We start from the raw sequence: 18002 nt of genomic DNA, 5'->3' as shown, positions 1-18002 counted from the left end.
CGCCGGAAACCCTTTGATTTTCCTCGCTTTCGTGGCATCTATCGCGACGCACCGAACCAATTCTGTCCGGTGTGAAATCGTCTTCCACCGAAGAGTTGCGTCGAACGCGGAGAACTGACCTTGCGTCTGATCAGGTGCCTCGCGCCCATCGCGCTGGGCCTCATGATTCTCGTCGCCGCGTACCCTGCGCGCGCGCTCGACGCCGTCAGCGTCCGCAGTGACGCGCCCGCGATCGACCTCACCGGCGTGCTCGAGCATCAGCGCAGCGATGCCGACCGCATCCAGGTCTCCACCGCGCCCGGCACCGACGGCATCGTCCGCCGCATCGAGGTACGCGCCCGCGAAGGCGGCCAGAACTGGGTGGTGTTCGCGCTCGCCAACAACACCGACGACCAGCTCGACCGCCTGATCGTCGCTCCGCATTACCGCATCGTTTCGTCAGGTCTGTTGTGGCCCGACCTCGGGCTGTCGCGCATCGCGACCATCACGCCGTCGATCGGCGACCGGCCCGAACGTCAGGAAAGCGCAACCGCGGACGTGTTCCGCATCACGCTCGATCCCGGCGCCGTTGTCACCTTCGTCGCGGAGCTCCGCACCGACAAGCTGCCGCAGCTCTATCTGTGGGAGCCCGAAGCCTACAAGGACAAGGTCAACTCGTTCACGCTGTACCAGGGCATCGTGATCGGCATCTCCGGCCTGCTTGCGCTGGTGCTGACCATCCTGTTCGTGGTGAAGGGCAGCATCATGTTCCCGGCCGCCGCGGCGCTGGCCTGGGCGGTGCTGGTCTATATCGGCGTCGATTTCGGCTTCTGGGGCAAGGTGCTCGACATGTCGAACAACGCCGAGCGCATCTGGCGCGCGGCGGGCGAAGCGATCCTGGCGGCAACGCTGCTGGTGTTCCTGTTCGCCTATCTGAACCTCAGTCGATGGCATGTGCGCTATTCGCACATCACGGTGGGTTGGCTCGCGTTCCTCGGCTCTCTCGTTGCGCTTGCGCTGTTCGATCCGGCCGTCGCCTCCGGCATCGCGCGTATCTCGCTGGTGCTGATCGCCTTCGCCGGATTTGCGCTGATCGTCTATCTCTCGACCCACGGCTTCGACCGCGCGGTGCTGTTGATCCCGACCTGGTTCCTCCTCGTGGTCTGGGTGGTCGCGGCCGGCATGACGGTGGCGGGCTCCGTCACCAACGACATCGTCGGCCCTGCCCTGCTCGGCGGCCTCGTGCTGATCGTGATGCTGATCGGCTTCACGGTGATGCAGCACGCCTTTGCCGGTGGCGGTGCCACCACCGGCGTCGTCTCCGACATCGAGCGGCGGGCCTTGGCGCTGGCCGGCTCGGGCGACCTGATCTGGGACTGGGACGTGTCCGCCGACAAGGTCTTCACCAGCCCCGAGACCGAAGCCCTGCTTGGATTGAAGCGCGGCACGCTGGAAGGCCCGGCGGCCTCGTGGTTGGAGGTGCTGCATCCGCTCGACCAGGACCGTTTCCGCGCCGCGCTCGACAGCGTGCTCGACCAGCGCCGCGGCCGCCTGGTGCAGGATTTCCGCCTGCGCACTCCCGACGGCCATTTCATGTGGTTCGCGCTGAAGGCGCGCCCGGTGGTCGGCTCCGACGGCGAGGTCTCGCGCGTGGTCGGTACCCTCACCGACGTCACCGAGCTGCGCAACGCCGAGGAGCGCCTGCTGCACGATTCCGTGCATGACAATCTCACCGGCTTGCCCAACCGCAAGCTGTTCATGGACCGGCTGGGCGCGGTCGCGCATTTCGCCAAGACCATGCCAACGCTGCGGCCGACGCTGATGGTGATCGACCTCGATCGCTTCAAGCAGGTCAACGATTCCGTCGGCATTGCGGTCGGCGATTCCATCCTGCTGACGCTCGCCCGCCGCCTCACCCGCATCCTGAAGCCGCAGGACACGCTGGCGCGGCTTGCCGGCGACCAGTTCGGCCTGATCCTGCTGTCGGAGCAGGACCCGGCGCGGATCACCAATTTCGCCGAGACCATCCGCAAGACCATCCGCGCGCCGATCGCCTTCAACGACCGCGAGATCTTCCTCACCGCCTCGATCGGCCTTGCGCTCTCCGACCCGCAAGTTCAGCTCACCGACGAGATCATCAAGGACGCCGAGCTTGCGATGTATCATTCCAAGCGCATCGGCGGCGACCGCATCGATGTGTACAAGCCGGCGATGCGTGCACGGAAGACCGACCGGCTGACGCTGGAGAGCGAGCTGCGCCGCGCCATCGAGCGGCAGGAGATCACGATCCTGTACCAGCCGATCGTGCGGCTGGAGGATCGCTCCGTCGCCGGCTTCGAGGCGCTGGCACGCTGGGATCATCCGAAGCTCGGGCGCATGGCGCCCTCGGAGTTCATCGGCATTGCGGAGGAGACCGGCCTGATCGTCGACCTCGGCATGTTCGTGCTCGACCAGACCGCAAAGCAGCTTTCAGTGTGGCAGCGCGCGATGCGCTCGCGCGAGCCGATCTTCGCAAGCGTCAACGTCTCCTCGCGGCAGCTGCTGCGCCACGATCTGATCCACGACATCCGCACCGTGCTGTCGCGCTCCTCGGTGGCGCGCGGCACGCTCAAGCTGGAGCTGACGGAATCGCTGGTGATGGAGAACCCGGAGCACGCAGCTCAGATGCTGACGCGCATCCGCGAGCTCGGCACCGGCCTGTCGCTTGACGATTTCGGCACCGGCCATTCCTCGCTGGCCTATCTGCAGCGATTCCCATTCGACACCATCAAGATCGACCAGTCCTTCGTGCGCACCACCAACCGCGGCACCCGCCCGGTGATCCTGAAGTCGATCATCGCGCTTGCGCACGACCTCGGCATGGACGTCGTGGCCGAGGGCGCCGAGACCGATTCCGATGCGGTCGAGCTCTACCAGATGGGCTGCGAATACGCGCAGGGCTTTGCCTTCGGCGAGCCGATGGACGCGGATGCGGCGATGCGCCTGCTGACCGAAGTGCGGCTGGAAGCGGCGAGCTGACCTCCCTCCCTCTCCTCTTCTTGAGGGGCCGCCCGCGAGGCCACGGGGTGAGGTGCCGACGAGGCCGTGCTTGATCCAGATCAATGGGCCGCTGCTCAATCGCCACGAAAAATGGCGGGCAGCATTCGATCCCGTCCTTCTCAGGAGTTACGGATGACCCGGCACCTTTTCTTCGCGATCACCCTCATAGGCACCGGAATGTTCCTCGTCCCCTCGGCCGAAGCAGTGACGGCTGCACGATGCGAGGATCGAGGCGCAAACTGCATCGGCACATGTGCCGACTACACCGGCGGGGCCGGTGACGTTCGGGGCCGCCAGAACGTATGCGTGCGCGCCTGCAACCGGCAGACAACCAGTTGTCTGATACGAGCACACGCCGCCGACGAACGCTGGCCCCGTGAGCGCCAATGAAGGCCTTGGCTCGACACCTCGGCTAGCGTCCACCGTTCTCACGCTCGCGGCGGATCGCGCGTCCGCCTGATCTGGTACCGTAGGGTGGGCAAAGGCGCACTTGCGGCGTGCCCACCATCCCTCCATGCATGCCGCGCTCATGGTGGGCACGCTTCCGCCTTCGCTCTTCGAGCTACGGCGGACAAGTCGCTTTGCCCACTCTACGATACTGCTTTCCCTTCTCCCCTTGTGGGCGAAGGTGGCGCGAAGCGCCGGATGAGGGGTTGGTTCAGCGAGTTCAAATGCAAGAGGCTCGCCCGTGGAGAGAGACCCCTCACCCGTCTCGCCGCTGCGCGGCGAGCCACCCTCTCCCACAAGGGGAGGGGGGAAGAGGAGTTAGCTTGCCTTCCGCCGCAAGCCTACGACCAGCCCAATCCCCGCCAACAGCGACACCGCCGCCAGCGCTCCCCACACCATTCCCGCCTGCTCGAGATACACGTCCTGCGAGACCGGATCGTAGCAGCGGCCGAGTTCGTTAAAACAGTCGCGCCAGCGCCAGTAGCGGGCCTCGAAGGCGAGCGCGAACAGTACGCCGAGACCAATCAGCGCCGTGCCAAAAATCCCTCTCAGCCAGCGCAGGATCATGCGGCGCGGCCTCACCTGCGCTGGGATTTCTGCTTCCTGAACCGCACGCTCTGGCCATCAGGCATCCGTGTCGCCACGAAGCCGGCGGCGAGGCAGGCTTCGCGTTGCGGCATCTGGATGTCGGGGCTGCGCAGGCTGTCCCACCATGAGGCACGATTGGCCGCGCGCGGCAGCGCCGCGCCGATGATCTCCTCGATCTCTTCGAAAGTCAGCACGAATTCCGCCTGCTTCTGCCGCAGCAGATAATCGCGCAACGCGTCGTAGTCGTTCACTCTCGTCCTCTCGTCCGAAGCCCGGATCTCTTCACATGAGGCCTGCCGAAAATCGTTAGCCGCATCAACCAATTCTTAACTCATTGCGGCAGCGCCGTACCAGCTTAAACACTGCTCAAGGTTTAGGGCGCATCCATCAGGGTCGGGAGCAAACGATGCTGTCTGGATGGCGCGAAGTCATGGCCCGCCGGCCGTGGCGGATTTCGGCGAAGCTGCTGATCATCTCGTCCGTGGTGACGGTGATCGGATTTTCCGCCATTTGCGTCAACGTCATGCTCGACATGCGCCGCGGCGAGGAGGCGCTGGCCCGCCAGACGCTGGAAAACCTCGCCACCACCATCGAGTCCGACATCAGCCGTAACATCGAGATCTACGATCTGTCGCTGAAGGCGGTCGCCGGCAACATGCTGCTGCCGGAGCTCGCCACAGTCTCGAAGCCGGTCCGCCATCTGATCCTGTTCGATCATGCGACGACGGCCCGGCATTTCGGCGCCATCCAGGTCTACGACGCGGAGGGCAGGCTGACCATCGACGCCTCCACGCTCGACCCGGCCCCCGAGAACCGCGGCGACGAGGATTATTTCAGGGTTCATCGCGACAATCCCGGCGCCGGCCTGTTCATCAGCCGCCCGATGCTGTTCCGCGGCACCTATTCGATCGTGCTGAGCCGGCGCATCAGCGACACCGACGGCGGCTTCATGGGCGTCGTCGCGGGCGCGATCCGCTTCAGCTATTTCCACGAATTGTTCGAGCGCCTGAGCCTCGATCCCGAAGACACCATCACGGTGCTCAAGCGCGACCGCACCATCATGATGCGGCGGCCGTTCGACCTCGACGTGATCGGCAGGAACCTGAACGACCGCCAGAACTGGAAGGCCGACAATCTCCGTGCCGGCGGCTCCTATGCGGGGCAAGGCCCCGTCGACACCACGCCGCGGCTCTATGTTCGCAGCAGCGGCGACAGCCCGCTGTTCGTCGTGGCCGGCAAACCCTTAAGCACCGTGTTCGAGCTGTGGCGGAAGGAGGCCTATCGAATCGGCGCCGTGGTGCTGGCGCTCATCGTGTTCATGCTGGCATCGACGCTCGTGCTCGCGCGCGAGATCGGGCGGCGCGCCGAGGCCGAGCGCAAGCTCGAGGAGCTGGCGACGACGGATGCGCTCACCGGATTGAAGAACCGCCGCAAGTTCGACACCGTCATCGACGTCGAATGGCGGCGCGCCATGCGCCAGAAGACGGCGGTCGCACTGCTGATGATCGATGCCGATCACTTCAAGGCCTACAACGACACCTTCGGCCACCAGGCCGGCGACCAGGTGCTGGTCGGCATCGCCATCTGCATTTCCGACTCGGTGCGACGCGCCGGCGACTGCGCCGCGCGCTATGGCGGCGAGGAGTTCGCGGTGCTGCTGCCGGACACCTCGGCCACCGAGGCCTTCACGATCGCCGAGACAATCCGCCTCAAGGTGCAGGGCTGGTCCGACGACCAGGCGACATCGACGGTGTCCTGCGGTATCGCCAGCCTCGTCCCCACCGCCGGCATGGACTGGACGATCCTGGTCGCCGCCGCCGACAAGGCGCTCTATGCCGCCAAAGCCGGCGGCCGCAACCAGTCCGTGGTCGCGAGCCTGCCGAAGCTGTCGCTGGTGGCGTGAGGGACGGTCCGTTGTAAGCGGAGCCGCACGCCACACCCGCGGTGTCGTCCCGGCGAAGGCCGGGACCCATAACCACAGGGAAGAGTTTGGCGAGGACTCGCAGTTCGGTACTGCTACCGACTGCAATCGATGGATCACGCGGTATGGGTCCCGGCCTTCGCCGGGACGACAGCGGGGGTGGGGCTACGACTGCCCCAGATACTTCTTCATCTCCGCGATCAGCCCGTCGCGCAGCTCGGGGCGCTTGAGGCCGTAGGCGATGTTGGCGCGGAGGAAGCCGGGCTTGGAGCCGCAATCATGGCGCTCGCCCTCGAACTCGACGCCGTAGAATTTCTGCGACTTGGCGAGGCCGATCATGGCGTCGGTGAGCTGAATCTCGCCGCCGGCGCCGCGCTCCTGCGTTTCGAGGATCTTGAAGATTTCCGGCTGCAGGATGTAGCGGCCGGTGATCGAGAGGTTGGATGGCGCGGTGCCCTTGGCAGGTTTCTCGACCATGCCATCGACCTCGAACATCTTGCCGGTGCGTTTTCCGACGCCGCAGATGCCGTATTGATGGGTGAGATGATCGGGCACCGCCTCGACCGCGATCAGATTGGATTTCTCGCCGAGCGTTGCGGCCGTCTCGATCATCTGCTTCAGGCAGCCGGGCGTGTTGAGCACGAGTTCGTCCGGCAGCACGACCGCGAACGGCTCGTTGCCGACGATGTCGCGCGCGCACCAGACCGCGTGGCCGAGGCCGAGCGGCGCCTGCTGGCGGGTGAAGCTGACGGCGCCGGCGTCCGGCTGGTTCTGCGCCAGAATCTCCTGCTCGGCCTTCTTGCCGCGCGCGGCCAGCGTGGCGTCGAGCTCGAACATCTTGTCGAAATGATCTTCGATGACATTTTTGTTGCGGCCGGTGACGAAGATGAAGTGCTCGATGCCGGCCTCCCTCGCCTCGTCGTAGACGTACTGGATCAGCGGCTTGTCGACGATGGTCAGCATTTCCTTCGGCATCGCCTTGGTGGCGGGCAGGACGCGGGTGCCGAGGCCGGCGACGGGGAATACGGCTTTGCGAATTTTCATGGGATTGATCGAATACCTGAGGACGTGAAGGGAGCAATGGCATCTTGCTAGACTGTTTGCAGCCGCTAACAAAGGCGGATGTGGGGCCTCGCGATCACAGAGTTAAGAAAAAAGCAGCCACTAAAATTTCACCTTTGTTAAGCTATTGGCAACCGGTACCGGGCCTCCTGATGGCGGATTTTTGGCCGGACAGGTGGGACATGATGCAATCGATGGCAGGGCTGGCAAAACGTGCTCGATCCGTGACCGGTGGAGCGATGATTGCGGCCGTCTTGTTGCTGCCGGTTCACGCACAAGCCCAGGCGCAGAACGGGCTGTCGAACCTGTTCGGCGGCATTTTCTCCGGCACCAATCCTGCGCCCTCGCAACCCGTACCAGGCCCGGGCGGAGCGCAACCCTGGAGCGGCGAGGACGGCGCCTCCGGCCATCCGCTGATGACGGCCGCCGCGATCCGCGAGGCTGCCGGCAATTTCGACAATTGCGTTGCCGGGATGTGGCCCGATGCCGCACGGCGCGGCATCACCCAGGACAATTTCCAGCGCTTCACCGCAGGGCTCAGCCCCGATCTACGCATCATGGACCTGATGGACTCGCAGCCGGAGTTCACAAAATCGATCTGGGATTATCTCGACATCCTTGTGAACGACAACCGCCTCGCCAAGGGCCGCGAGGTGCTCGCCAAATACAAGGCGCAGTTCGATGCCACCGAAAAGGCCACCGGCGTCGATCGCTACATCATCGCCTCGATCTGGGGCATCGAGTCCAATTATTCGACGCAAATGGGCGACCGCAGCGTGCTGCAATCGACCGCGACGCTCGCCTGCATCGGCCGCCGCCAGGCCTATTTCAAGGATGAATTCCTCTCCGCATTGGAGATCCTCAACCGCGGCGATCTCCGTCCGGAGCAGATGCGCGGTTCCTGGGCCGGCGCCTTCGGCCCGACTCAGTTCATGCCGACCGCGTTCAAGCGCTTTGCCGTCGACGGCGACGGCGACGGCCGGCGCGACGTCGTCGACAATCCCACCGACCTGATTGCCTCCACCGCCAACAATCTGAAGAAGGACGGCTGGCAGTCCGGCCAGACCTGGGGCTTCGAGGTCGTGGTGCCGCAAGGGTTCAACTACATGCTCGCCGACCGCGCCAAGGCGCAGACGATTACGCAGTGGGAGAAGCTCGGGCTGAAGCGAGCAACCAACCAGCCCTTCCCGCACCCAGCGGAGAAAGCCTATCTGCTGGCGCCGGCTGGCGCGCAGGGCCCGGGCTTCCTGATGCTGCAGAACTACCGCGTCATCATGAAGTACAACCCGGCCGAGGCCTATGCGCTGGCCATCGGCCATTTCGCCGACCGCCTGCGTGGGGGACAGCCCTTTGTGCAGCCCTGGCCGCGTCAGGAGCGCGAGCTGTCCCGCACCGAGCGGCTGGAACTGCAGCAGCTTCTGGCCCAGCGCGGGTTCTACAAGGGCACCCCGGACGGCCAGTTCGGCGGCCAGACAAGGGAAGCCCTGCGCAATTTCCAGGCCTCGATGGGGATCCCTGCGGACGGATTTGCCTCCTCCGACGTGCTGGACCGGCTGCGCGGGCGGTAAAATCGCGCCGAAAGTAACCCTGAACAGGGATTTTGCCCGGCGGCCTTGACGGGGGCGGCTGTTCCCCGGTGTATGGCGCCAGAATTCGTCAAAAATCCGCAACGGAATCTGCCCGTTTGGCGCCCGATTCCGTTATTATATCGAGCCTATTCCAGACCCCATTGCGCGCGGCCGAGATCGCATGTCGAAGAAGTCCCTGTTCAAGGCGCTGACCGAGACCGGCCCGCTGATCGCGCTGGGGACGGCGCTTGCGATATTGGTCTCGGTCGCGGGACCCGCGTCCGCGCAGTTCTTCAACTTCCCCGGCTTCGGCGGCCCGCCGCAGCGCTCGGCCCCGCCGCCGCGCCAGGGCGGCGGAGGCGGATGGTTCGGCGGCGACTTCTTCGCGCCGTTCCAGCAGCAACAGCAGCAGGCCCCGCGCCAGGATTTTTCGCGCGCGCCGGCACCGGCCAAGCGCGACACCACGCCTGACAAGAACGTGCTGGTGATCGGCGACGCCATGGCCGACTGGCTCGCCTACGGCCTGGAAGATGCCTATAGCGAGCAGCCCGACATGGGCGTGATCCGCAAGCACAAGACCACGTCCGGCCTGATCAAGTATCAGCCGAAGGGCGAGCTCTCGGACTGGACGGCGGCGGCGAAGGGCATTCTCGAGACCGAGAAGCCCGACGTGATCGTCGTCATGCTCGGCCTCAACGACCGCATCGCGATCCGCGAGCCCGTCGCCGAAAAATCCGACAAGGCCTCGGACAAGGACAAGAAGAACGACAAGGGCGCGCGCGCCAAGCAACCGGCCAAGCCCGGCGATGCCAAGCCCGGCGATACCGCTGCGAAGCCTGACGACAAGCCGGCAGATGCCGACCTGCCGCAGGATGACGCCGACAATGCCGACACGCCGGCGGCCGCGCCGGAAAAGACGGCGCGCAATCCGAACGGCCTCTATGAATTCCGCGACGAACGCTGGGTCGAGCTCTACACCAAGAAGGTCGAGGAGCTGGCCAATGTGCTCAAGGCCAAGGGCGTGCCGGTGCTCTGGGTCGGCCTGCCCGCGATCCGGGGACAGAAGGGGACGGCCGACATGCTGTTCCTGGATTCGCTCTATCGCGAGGGCGCGGCCAAGGCCGGCATCACCTATGTCGATGTCTGGGACGGTTTCGTCGACGAGGCCGGCCGCTTCCTGCAGAAGGGCCCGGATTTCGAAGGCCAGATCCGCCAGCTCCGCAGCTCCGATGGAGTCTATTTCACCAAGCCGGGCGCACGAAAACTCGCCCATTATGTCGAACGCGAGATCACGCGCCTGCTGGCGGGACGCTCCGGCCCGATCGCGCTGCCGAGCGAGCCTGCGACGCCCGACACCAGCGCCGAGCCCGGCAAGCCCGCGCCGCGTCCGCTGGCCGGCCCGATCGTGCCGCTGGTCGCGGCCTCGATCTCGACCGATCAATTGCTGGGCGGCCCGGGCTCGCGTCCCGCCGCCGTCGATGCGCTCGCTGCGAAGACGATGGTGAAGGGTGAGCCGCTAACGGCGCCCGCAGGCCGCGCCGACGATTATGCCTGGCCGCGCCGCGAGGTCGGCCGCGAGCAGGCCAAGGGCGATACGCCGATGGCGGCGACGACGCCTGACGGCAACGCCGCTTCTCCCACTGCATCATCGGGAGCGGCCGCTGCGATCGCCCCGCCCAAGCTCGCGCCGAAGAAGCCGCCGGTGGTGCAGCAGCCGACGCAGGCGACGCCGTCATTCCGGGATTTCTTCGGCTTCGGCTCGCCGCAGCCGGCACCGGGGCCGCGGCAATTGGCACCGGCGCCCGGGCCGCGCAATCCGAACCCGAACCCCGCGATTCCGCGTCCGCCGGGTAATGTCGGGCGATCGGCGGAAGTGATCCGATAGTCGATCTCGTGTCCCGGACGCGGCGCAGCACCTCTTGGTGATGCGACGCAGAGCCGGGACCCAGCATCTACTTCAAAAGAATGGGCCCCGGCTCAGCAACGCGGCGTTACACGCCGCATTGCGTCCGGGGCACGAGAGACGGGCCAGCAGGCTCAGCCGTAATAGCGCCAGCGCGGCGGCGGACGGCGGGCGGGGCGCGACATCAAAAGCGCGAGCGCAAAGCCGATGCCGCCGGCCACGAGCAGCGCGCCGAGCGGGTTGTCCCGCACTTTCTTCGACAGCGCCTGCGTGCCGTCGCGGAAGGTATCGCCGCTGTTCTCATAGGCGTCCTTGGCATAGCTCGTCGCGATGTCCGCGGCATCCTTGGCGTGGCCGTAGAGATTCTGCACGGTGCCTGCAGCTTCGCGCACCTTGCCCGACGCCTGCGTCTGCGCGTCGCCTGCGAGATCTCCGACCGCGCCTTCCGCGCGTCCGGCGAATTCCTTGGCTGATCCGACAATCCGATCCGTGTCCATGATGCCTCCTCCTCGGGGGTCAGCCCAAGTAACCGATCAGGAGCAGCGCAGTTCCACGGCGATTAGAGAATGAGCCCACCATCGACGACCAGCGTCTGGCCGATGATGTAGGACGACAACGGCGAGGCCAGGAACAGCGCCGCGCCCGCCATGTCGGCCGGCGTGCCCAGTCGCCGCAGCGGAATGCGTGAAAGTGCACCTTCGAGCCGCTTGGGATTGTCGGTCGTCACCTTCGTCATCTTGGTGTCGACGAGACCGGGCGCGATGCCATTGACGCGGATGCCGTCCTCGGCCCAGGCCTCGCCGAGCGTGCGCGTCAATCCAACCGCGCCGGTCTTCGAGGCGTTGTAGGCGGGATTGCCCATGGTGGAATGATAGGCCGCGGTCGAGGACACCATGATCAACGCGCCCTTGGCATCCCGCAACATGGAATGAAACCGCGTCGCGCAAGCCATCAGGCTCATCAGATTGACCTCGACGACCTTGCGGAAGCCAGCCATCTCGAATTCGCCGCGGCGATAGATCACCGCGCCCTGCGCGAGCACCAGGATGTCAAGGCGATCGAACGACGGCTTGAATGCTTCGATCGCAGCGGCATTGCTGACGTCGAGCTGCGCATAGGAAAGACCGGCGAGATCGGAGCCTTCTTCAGCCGAATATTCCGCTGCGTGAGCGCGCGTGCCGCAAACGGCGACAGAAGCGTCCCTGGCGCGAAAGGCCTGCGCGATGCCGTTGCCGATGCCGCTGGAACCGCCGACGACCAGCACCTGCTTGCCCGAAAAATCCAGCTCGTTCACCATCGCGGCCTCCCCTTTTGTTTTGCTTGTTTGACCTGTCTGCGGATCGATGCCAGCCTTGTCAATCTCATAACAACAAGCAAGACGCCGCGAGGAAACAGCATGTCCGAGTTCAGGGAGCTCAGCCGGTCCGTGAAGGGCCTGACCGTTCTCGTCACGGGCGCAGCGAGCGGCATGGGGCTTGCGACCGCACGCGTGTTCGCGAGTGAGGGCGCGAACGTCGCCGTCACCGATTATGACGAGCATGGCGCGCAAGCCGTCGCCAAGGAGATCGCGGCGAGCGGCGGATCAGCGAAGGCGTGGAAGCTCGATGTCGCCGACGGCGGCGAGATCAAGCGCGTGGTCAATGACGTCGCCGCGCATTTCGGCGGACTCGATATCGTCGTCAACAATGCCGGCATCTCCGTGCGCGTCGCAATCGACGACGAGACGTATGAAGACGCCTGGGCCAAAGGCATCGCCGTGATGCTGACCGCGCATCCGCGCATCATCCGCGCCGCGCTGCCGCATTTGCGCAAGTCGAAGAGCCCGCGCATCGTCAACATCGCCTCCACCGAGGCGCTCGGCGCCACCGCATTGCACAGCCCCTATTCAGCGGCGAAGGGCGGCGTTGCGAGCCTCACCCGCTCGCTGGCGGTCGAGCTCGGCCGTGAAGGCATCACCGTCAACTGCATCTGCCCGGGCCCGATCCGCACCGCCATCACCGAGCGCATTTCCGAGGAGCACAAGACCATCTACGCCAAGCGCCGCACCGCACTCGGCCGCTATGGCGCCCCTGAAGAGGTCGCGCATATGACGCTCAGCCTGTGCCTGCCCGCGGCGTCGTTCCTCACCGGCGCAGTGATCCCGGTCGACGGCGGGCTGATGGCGCGCAACGCGTGACAGGCATCCAAGGGGCGTAGCCCGGATGAGCGAAGCGACATCCGGGACTTTGCGCGCACCGTTCCCGGGTATCGCTGCGCTCACCCGGGCTACGGGCTGCCATGCACGCCGCGCGTTGACAACTCCCGGTGCGGGAGTAGCTTTTTCACCGACAGAACGGGACCAACCGTTCGCGGCACGCGGGAGAGAACGTCATGACAATCGCCATCCGGCAGCTTCAAAAACATTTTGTCGGCGAGGTGTCCGGCCTCGATCTGCGCAAGCGCCTCACGGAGGTTGAGGCGCGCGAGGTCGAGGCTGCCATGGACAGGTATGCGGTGCTCGTCTTCCACGACCAGGACATCAACGACGAGCAGCAGATGGCCTTCGCGCTCAACTTTGGCCAGCGCGAGGATGCGCGCGGCGGCACCGTGACCAAGGAGAAGGATTACCGGCTGCAGTCCGGCCTCAACGACGTCTCCAATCTCGGCAAGGACGGCAAGCCGCTGGCGAAGGACAGCCGCGCGCATCTGTTCAATCTCGGCAACTGCCTGTGGCATTCCGACAGCTCGTTCCGCCCCATTCCGGCAAAATTCTCGCTGCTGTCCGCGCGGGTGGTGAATCCGAAGGGCGGCAACACCGAATTCGCCGACATGCGCGCGGCCTATGACGCGCTGGACGAGGAGACCAAGGCGGAGATCGAGGACCTCGTCTGCGAGCACTCGCTGATGTATTCGCGCGGATCGCTCGGCTTCACCGAATATACCGACGAGGAAAAGGAGATGTTCAAGCCGGTGCTGCAACGCCTGGTGCGGACGCATCCCGTGCATCGCCGCAAGTCGCTGTATCTCTCATCGCATGCCGGCAAGGTCGTCGGCATGAGCGTGCCGGAGGGACGCCTCCTGCTGCGCGATCTCAACGAGCACGCGACGCAAGGCGAATTCGTCTACGTCCACAAATGGAAGCTGCATGACCTCGTGATGTGGGACAACCGCCAGACCATGCACCGCGTCCGCCGCTACGACCAGTCGCAACCGCGCGACATGCGCCGGGCGACGGTTGCGGGCACCGAGCCGACGGTGCAGCAGCAGGCGGCGGAGTAGGCGCGACACACACCGCTGTCGTCCCGGACAAGCGTAGCTTCTGGCAACGCGTGGCGTTGTCCAGAACGGAGCGCAGATCCGGGACCCATAACCACAGGGCGTGGTTTGGCGAAGACTCGTGGTGACTGGCCTGCCTCAAACTCCGCCCCGGGGGTATGGGTCCCGGATCTGCGCGCGCTTGAGGCGCGCTTGTCCGGGACGACAGCGGTGGATGGGCAGCGCCGTTGATTCCTCTTCGTCGTCCTGGACCAGCGAGCCGAGCGAGCGCCGATCCAGGACCCATTACCACCGGGCGCAGTTTGGCGAAGGCTTGTTGCTACCAGCCTGCCTCAAACAACGCCCTGGGGTAATGGGTCCTGGCTTTCGCCAGGACGACACCGGTGGTTGATGCGAGCAGCTACGCGTGTCCCGCCTCGTTCGAGAGCATGCCGGGGTCGATGCCTATCTTGCGGAGGGCGCGGCCGTACTTCTCGTCGACATCGTCGCCGAAGATCAGGTCGGTGTCCGCATCGCAGTGCAGCCAGCCGTTGCTCTGGATCTCGGTCTCGAGCTGGCCCGGCGCCCAGCCGGCATAGCCGAGCGCGAGGATGGCGTGCTTGGGGCCGGAGCCGTTGGCGATCGCGCGCAGGATGTCGACGGTCGCGGTGAGGCAGACGCCGTCATCGATCCGCAGCGTCGCGTTCTCGATGTAGAAATCGCTGGAATGCAGCACGAAGCCGCGGCCGGTATCGACCGGCCCGCCGCGCAGCACCTTCATGCTTTCGGCATTCTCCGGCAGCTTGATGTGCTCGCCCTTCTTGATGATGCCGAGCTGCTGCAACAGCTCGGGGAAGTCGATGCTGCCGGCGGGATGGTTGACGATGATGCCCATGGCGCCTTCCGCCGAATGAGCGCAGAGATAGATCACCGAGCGCTCGAAACGCGGATCACCCATCACGGGCATCGCGATCAGGAGACGGCCGTCGAGATAACCGGCCGAGTTCGGAAGCGCGGGACCCGCCTTGCGGGTGCTTTCGCCCGTCCTCTTGCCTGTGGGAGCCATCGGTGAAGCACTCCGGTTTCAATTCCTATCCTGATGTCGGACCTGGCCGCTGTCAAATCAAGGCTTGCAGAGATTTGATTCGAGTGCATCCATCACAAGCAATTCAATGGTTTGCCTAGGTGTGACCCTGTAAAGACCTGCTATGCTGACAAGAGTTCCCCTGCGTGCGGCGATTGGCGTCGCGACAACCCTGCTTGCGTCGGCGCTTGCCGCACGCGCCGACGACGCCTCGCCCTGGCAGCGCGACGGACATTCCGCAGTGCGGCTGCTGGCGGGATCGCGCAGCGGCGCCGTGCTGCTCGGCGGTATCGCCTTCCAGCTCCAGCCGGGCTGGAAGACCTATTGGCGCATGCCCGGCGATTCCGGCGTTCCGCCGCGGTTCGACTTCTCGAAATCAGAAAATGTCGAAGCGGTGACGGTGATGTGGCCGGCGCCGCTGAAGTTCGACGACGGCGCGGGCGGCCATTCGATCGGCTATCACGACCAGATCGTGCTGCCCCTGCGCATCGTCGCCAAGTCCGCAGACAAGCCGGTGACGCTGCGTGCCGAGATCAACTACGCCGTGTGCGAAAAACTTTGCATTCCTGTCGAGGCCAGCGCCGAGCTCGGCTTCAACAGCGTCGCATCGACCGAGGACGCGAACTTGCGTGCCGCGCTCGACACCGTGCCCAAGCCCGCCACGATCGGCGATCCCAATCCGCTCACCATCCGCGACATCAAGCGCGACGGGGCCAAGAATGTGGTGGTCGACGTGATTGTGCCTGATGGCCGCAACGTCAATCTGTTCGTCGAAGGGCCGACGCCCGACTGGTCGTTGCCGATCCCCGCGCCGGTCGAGCCCAGCCCGCCCGGCGTGAAGCGCTTCTCATTTGAGCTCGACGGGCTACCGCCGGGCGCCAAGGCCGAGGGCGCAGCGCTGAAGTTCACGCTGGTTGGACCGGAGAAGTCGTACGAGTTCAATACGAACCTGGAATGATGTTTCCCGATCGTCCCGCTCCCGTGCATAATTGCACACGAGAACGTGTACTCGAGAAGGCGCAGACGTCAGCCCCTGACGCTCAGGCGAAAATCTTACGATCAGCCAGAGCATTACTGTTCCTGGACCCAGAGCAGTCCCAATTTTAGCGATGCCGAAGCAACATGGTCAGTCTCGCAAGCGTCGTATAGGCTCTGTCAAACGTGGCATTCAGCGCCACGTCAAACCACAAGGAGCAAGCCATGATGAATCCAAGGATTCTTGGCGCGGCCGTGGTTGCGGCATCCGCCTTGTTCAGTTCTGCTGCACCAGCGCAGTGGGCCCAATCCAATCCGGACCTCTGCCAAGCTGAATTCGCCAACTGCACCGGTCTTGGAACCGGCAGTCCCCCCACCGCCCCTCGGTATCGGCAAGCATCTCGTCGAACGGCGTATCAACAGCCGGCGCCAGTAGGCGCTCCCGCCGCCGGCAGCTGGGGCAATCCCGGCGGCTGGGGCAATTCCTACGCCATGTATGGCGGCGGCGGCGGCGGTTACGGCTGGAACGGCAGCTGGTCTCAATATGCCGCCCGCAACGGCATCGTCTGCAGGCCTGGCACCCTTTACAAGGGGGCTGACGGTCGCCAGCATCTCTGCCAATAGCCCATCTGCTCTGAGAGGTTACAACAGGCGGCCCCAAAGGGCCGCCTGTTGCATGCCGCGCCCTGACGCCGAACCAATTCATGCGTACGCGCCGTAGGCCGGGACAACATCGTTGACCCAACCGTATCTTAACGAATGGTTGCTAGGTCAAGGGCTGCCGCAGCATGCGGAACGCTTGGTGCGGGACGCTTGGGGACCTCAACGTGGCCGTGATGGATGCAGAGCCAGCAACGACCGGACCGGCCGGACTGATCGCGCGACTGCGCGGCAAGCTGACGGGCGGATCGAGCGAGGCGTCGCTGACGCGGCGGCTGGCGGGCACCATCTTCATCATCCGCGTCATCAGCGCCGGCCTTGCCTATGTCTCGCAGGTGCTGCTCGCGCGGTGGATGGGCACCTCCGACTACGGCATCTACGTCTATGTCTGGACCTGGGTGCTGCTGCTCGGCAGCATGATGGATCTCGGCATCTCGGCCTCCGCGCAAAAGATCATTCCGGAGTACCGCGCCAATGGCGAGCAGGCGCTGCTGCGCGGCTTCCTCTCCGGCAGCCGCTGGCTGACCTTTGCCGCCTCCACGCTGGTGTCGCTCGGCCTTGCCGGCATCGTAAAACTGCTGTCGCCCTGGATCGATCCGGCCGAGGTGCTGCCGCTCTATATCGGCTGCATGACGCTGCCGGCCTTCGTCGTCGCCAACACCCAGGACGGCATCGCGCGCTCGCATGACTGGATGCAGCTCGGCCTGATGCCGCAATTCATCATCCGCCAGGCGCTGATCATCGGCATCACGGGCGCGGCCTTCCTGCTCGGCTATCATCTCGGCGCGGTCGCCGCGATGGCCGCGAGCCTCGGTGCAGTGTGGATCGCGATGAGCGGGCAGATGGTGGTGCTGAACCGCAAGCTCGCCGATCACATCACACCCGGACCGAAGGCCTATGACGTCAGCGGCTGGCTTGCCGTCTCGCTGCCGATCCTGCTGGTGGAGAGCTTCTACTTGCTCCTCTCCTACACCGACGTGCTGGTGCTGCAGCAGTTCCGCCCGTCCGACGAGGTTGGCGTCTATTTCGCCGTGGTGAAGACGCTGGCGCTGGTCTCGTTCATCCACTACGCGATGTCGGCGACAACGGCGCATCGCTTCGCGGAATACAACGCCAGCGGCGACAAGGCGCGCCTGTCGGCCTATGTCGCGCACGCCATCAACTGGACGTTCTGGCCGTCGCTTGCGGCGACCATCGTGCTGCTCGCGCTCGGCAAGCCGCTGCTCTGGCTGTTCGGGCCGCAATTCGTGATCGGCTACGACATCATGTTCGTCGCCGCGATCGGCCTCGTGGTGCGCGCGGCGATCGGCCCGGTCGAGCGCCTGCTCAACATGCTCGGCGAGCAGAAAATCTGCGCGCTGGCCTATGCGCTGGCCTTCGTGATGAACCTCGTGCTCTGCATCGCGCTGGTGCCGCGCTACGGCGGCCACGGCGCGGCGGCCGCGACCTCGTTCTCGCTGACCTTCGAGACGGTGCTGCTGTTCTGGATCGTGCGGCAGCGCCTCGGCCTGCACGTGCTGGCGTTTGGACGCTAGCTGTCAG

14 protein-coding genes are annotated in these 18002 nt (G+C 65.2%); 8 read left to right on the top strand and 6 right to left on the bottom strand.

From position 1 onward, the window contains the following. The first annotated feature begins 120 nt into the window (after positions 1-120). Entirely contained in the window at positions 121-2997 is a 2877-nt protein-coding gene (locus JQ635_RS31705) for an EAL domain-containing protein (protein ID WP_211413718.1), read from the top strand. A gap of 786 nt (positions 2998-3783) precedes the next feature. Here JQ635_RS31705 and JQ635_RS31700 read toward each other — a convergent pair. Together JQ635_RS31700 and JQ635_RS31695 are read right to left on the bottom strand one after the other, a co-directional pair. Next, positions 3784-4032: a hypothetical protein gene (locus tag JQ635_RS31700; protein WP_211413717.1), complete on the bottom strand. Its 249-nt coding sequence runs from the start codon at positions 4030-4032 to the stop codon at positions 3784-3786. 11 nt (positions 4033-4043) lie between these two features. Further along, positions 4044-4304 carry a DUF7662 domain-containing protein gene (locus JQ635_RS31695; RefSeq protein WP_211413716.1) on the bottom strand — a complete coding sequence of 87 codons (261 nt, stop codon included), beginning with the start codon at positions 4302-4304 and terminating at the stop codon, positions 4044-4046. A 155-nt stretch (positions 4305-4459) separates the two neighbouring features. Between JQ635_RS31695 and JQ635_RS31690 the strand changes: the two genes are divergently transcribed. Beyond that, the gene (locus JQ635_RS31690; RefSeq protein ID WP_211413715.1) at positions 4460-5956 is read left to right on the top strand and encodes a sensor domain-containing diguanylate cyclase; all 1497 of its coding nucleotides are present in this window, start codon (positions 4460-4462) and stop codon (positions 5954-5956) included. Between the two features lie 183 nt (positions 5957-6139). On the opposite strand, the gene JQ635_RS31685 is transcribed toward JQ635_RS31690, so the two are convergent. Next, positions 6140-7018, bottom strand: a complete 879-nt coding sequence (locus JQ635_RS31685) for a UTP--glucose-1-phosphate uridylyltransferase (protein ID WP_211413714.1) — start codon at positions 7016-7018, stop codon at positions 6140-6142. Positions 7019-7218: 200 nt separating this feature from the next. Here JQ635_RS31685 and JQ635_RS31680 point away from each other — a divergent pair, with 200 nt between their 5' ends. Together JQ635_RS31680 and JQ635_RS31675 are read left to right on the top strand one after the other, a co-directional pair. Then, positions 7219-8604, top strand: a complete 1386-nt coding sequence (locus JQ635_RS31680; protein ID WP_211413713.1) for a lytic murein transglycosylase — start codon at positions 7219-7221, stop codon at positions 8602-8604. A 181-nt stretch (positions 8605-8785) separates the two neighbouring features. Beyond that, positions 8786-10489: an SGNH/GDSL hydrolase family protein gene (locus JQ635_RS31675; RefSeq protein ID WP_211413712.1), complete on the top strand. Its 1704-nt coding sequence runs from the start codon at positions 8786-8788 to the stop codon at positions 10487-10489. A 152-nt stretch (positions 10490-10641) separates the two neighbouring features. Here JQ635_RS31675 and JQ635_RS31670 read toward each other — a convergent pair whose 3' ends face one another. Then, positions 10642-11004 carry a CsbD family protein gene (locus tag JQ635_RS31670; RefSeq protein WP_211413711.1) on the bottom strand — a complete coding sequence of 121 codons (363 nt, stop codon included), beginning with the start codon at positions 11002-11004 and terminating at the stop codon, positions 10642-10644. A 62-nt stretch (positions 11005-11066) separates the two neighbouring features. After that, positions 11067-11804 carry an SDR family NAD(P)-dependent oxidoreductase gene (locus JQ635_RS31665; protein WP_211413710.1) on the bottom strand — a complete coding sequence of 246 codons (738 nt, stop codon included), beginning with the start codon at positions 11802-11804 and terminating at the stop codon, positions 11067-11069. A 99-nt stretch (positions 11805-11903) separates the two neighbouring features. Here JQ635_RS31665 and JQ635_RS31660 point away from each other — a divergent pair, with 99 nt between their 5' ends. Next, positions 11904-12683: an SDR family NAD(P)-dependent oxidoreductase gene (locus JQ635_RS31660; protein ID WP_211413709.1), complete on the top strand. Its 780-nt coding sequence runs from the start codon at positions 11904-11906 to the stop codon at positions 12681-12683. A gap of 194 nt (positions 12684-12877) precedes the next feature. Then, complete coding sequence (locus JQ635_RS31655) at positions 12878-13765, top strand: TauD/TfdA dioxygenase family protein (protein ID WP_211413708.1); 888 nt, start codon at positions 12878-12880, stop codon at positions 13763-13765. Between the two features lie 397 nt (positions 13766-14162). Here the strand turns inward: JQ635_RS31655 and JQ635_RS31650 are convergent, their stop codons facing one another. Then, positions 14163-14807, bottom strand: a complete 645-nt coding sequence (locus JQ635_RS31650) for a YqgE/AlgH family protein (protein ID WP_211413707.1) — start codon at positions 14805-14807, stop codon at positions 14163-14165. 142 nt (positions 14808-14949) lie between these two features. Between JQ635_RS31650 and JQ635_RS31645 the strand changes: the two genes are divergently transcribed. Continuing rightward, positions 14950-15783, top strand: coding sequence for a protein-disulfide reductase DsbD domain-containing protein (locus JQ635_RS31645; RefSeq protein ID WP_211413706.1), 834 nt, complete (start codon positions 14950-14952; stop codon positions 15781-15783). A gap of 844 nt (positions 15784-16627) precedes the next feature. Then, on the top strand, positions 16628-17995 hold the full coding sequence (locus JQ635_RS31640) for a flippase (RefSeq protein ID WP_433996584.1): 1368 nt from the start codon (positions 16628-16630) through the stop codon (positions 17993-17995). The last annotated feature ends 7 nt before the right edge of the window (positions 17996-18002 follow it).

Source organism: Bradyrhizobium iriomotense (genome assembly GCF_018130765.1).
In the GTDB taxonomy this organism is placed as follows: Bacteria; Pseudomonadota; Alphaproteobacteria; order Rhizobiales; family Xanthobacteraceae; genus Bradyrhizobium; species Bradyrhizobium iriomotense_A.
This window is presented reverse-complemented; position numbering and strand designations above follow the sequence as displayed.

What these genes read in the sequence shown, in the direction of transcription:
- JQ635_RS31700 (WP_211413717.1), bottom strand. Translation starts at nt 4,032, where the DNA reads ATGATCCTGCGCTGGCTGAGAGGGATTTTTGGCACGGCGCTGATTGGT.
- JQ635_RS31690 (WP_211413715.1), top strand. Translation starts at nt 4,460, where the DNA reads ATGCTGTCTGGATGGCGCGAAGTCATGGCCCGCCGGCCGTGGCGGATT.
- JQ635_RS31685 (WP_211413714.1), bottom strand. Translation starts at nt 7,018, where the DNA reads ATGAAAATTCGCAAAGCCGTATTCCCCGTCGCCGGCCTCGGCACCCGC.
- JQ635_RS31680 (WP_211413713.1), top strand. Translation starts at nt 7,219, where the DNA reads ATGATGCAATCGATGGCAGGGCTGGCAAAACGTGCTCGATCCGTGACC.
- JQ635_RS31675 (WP_211413712.1), top strand. Translation starts at nt 8,786, where the DNA reads ATGTCGAAGAAGTCCCTGTTCAAGGCGCTGACCGAGACCGGCCCGCTG.
- JQ635_RS31670 (WP_211413711.1), bottom strand. Translation starts at nt 11,004, where the DNA reads ATGGACACGGATCGGATTGTCGGATCAGCCAAGGAATTCGCCGGACGC.
- JQ635_RS31665 (WP_211413710.1), bottom strand. Translation starts at nt 11,804, where the DNA reads ATGGTGAACGAGCTGGATTTTTCGGGCAAGCAGGTGCTGGTCGTCGGC.
- JQ635_RS31660 (WP_211413709.1), top strand. Translation starts at nt 11,904, where the DNA reads ATGTCCGAGTTCAGGGAGCTCAGCCGGTCCGTGAAGGGCCTGACCGTT.
- JQ635_RS31655 (WP_211413708.1), top strand. Translation starts at nt 12,878, where the DNA reads ATGACAATCGCCATCCGGCAGCTTCAAAAACATTTTGTCGGCGAGGTG.
- JQ635_RS31650 (WP_211413707.1), bottom strand. Translation starts at nt 14,807, where the DNA reads ATGGCTCCCACAGGCAAGAGGACGGGCGAAAGCACCCGCAAGGCGGGT.
- JQ635_RS31645 (WP_211413706.1), top strand. Translation starts at nt 14,950, where the DNA reads ATGCTGACAAGAGTTCCCCTGCGTGCGGCGATTGGCGTCGCGACAACC.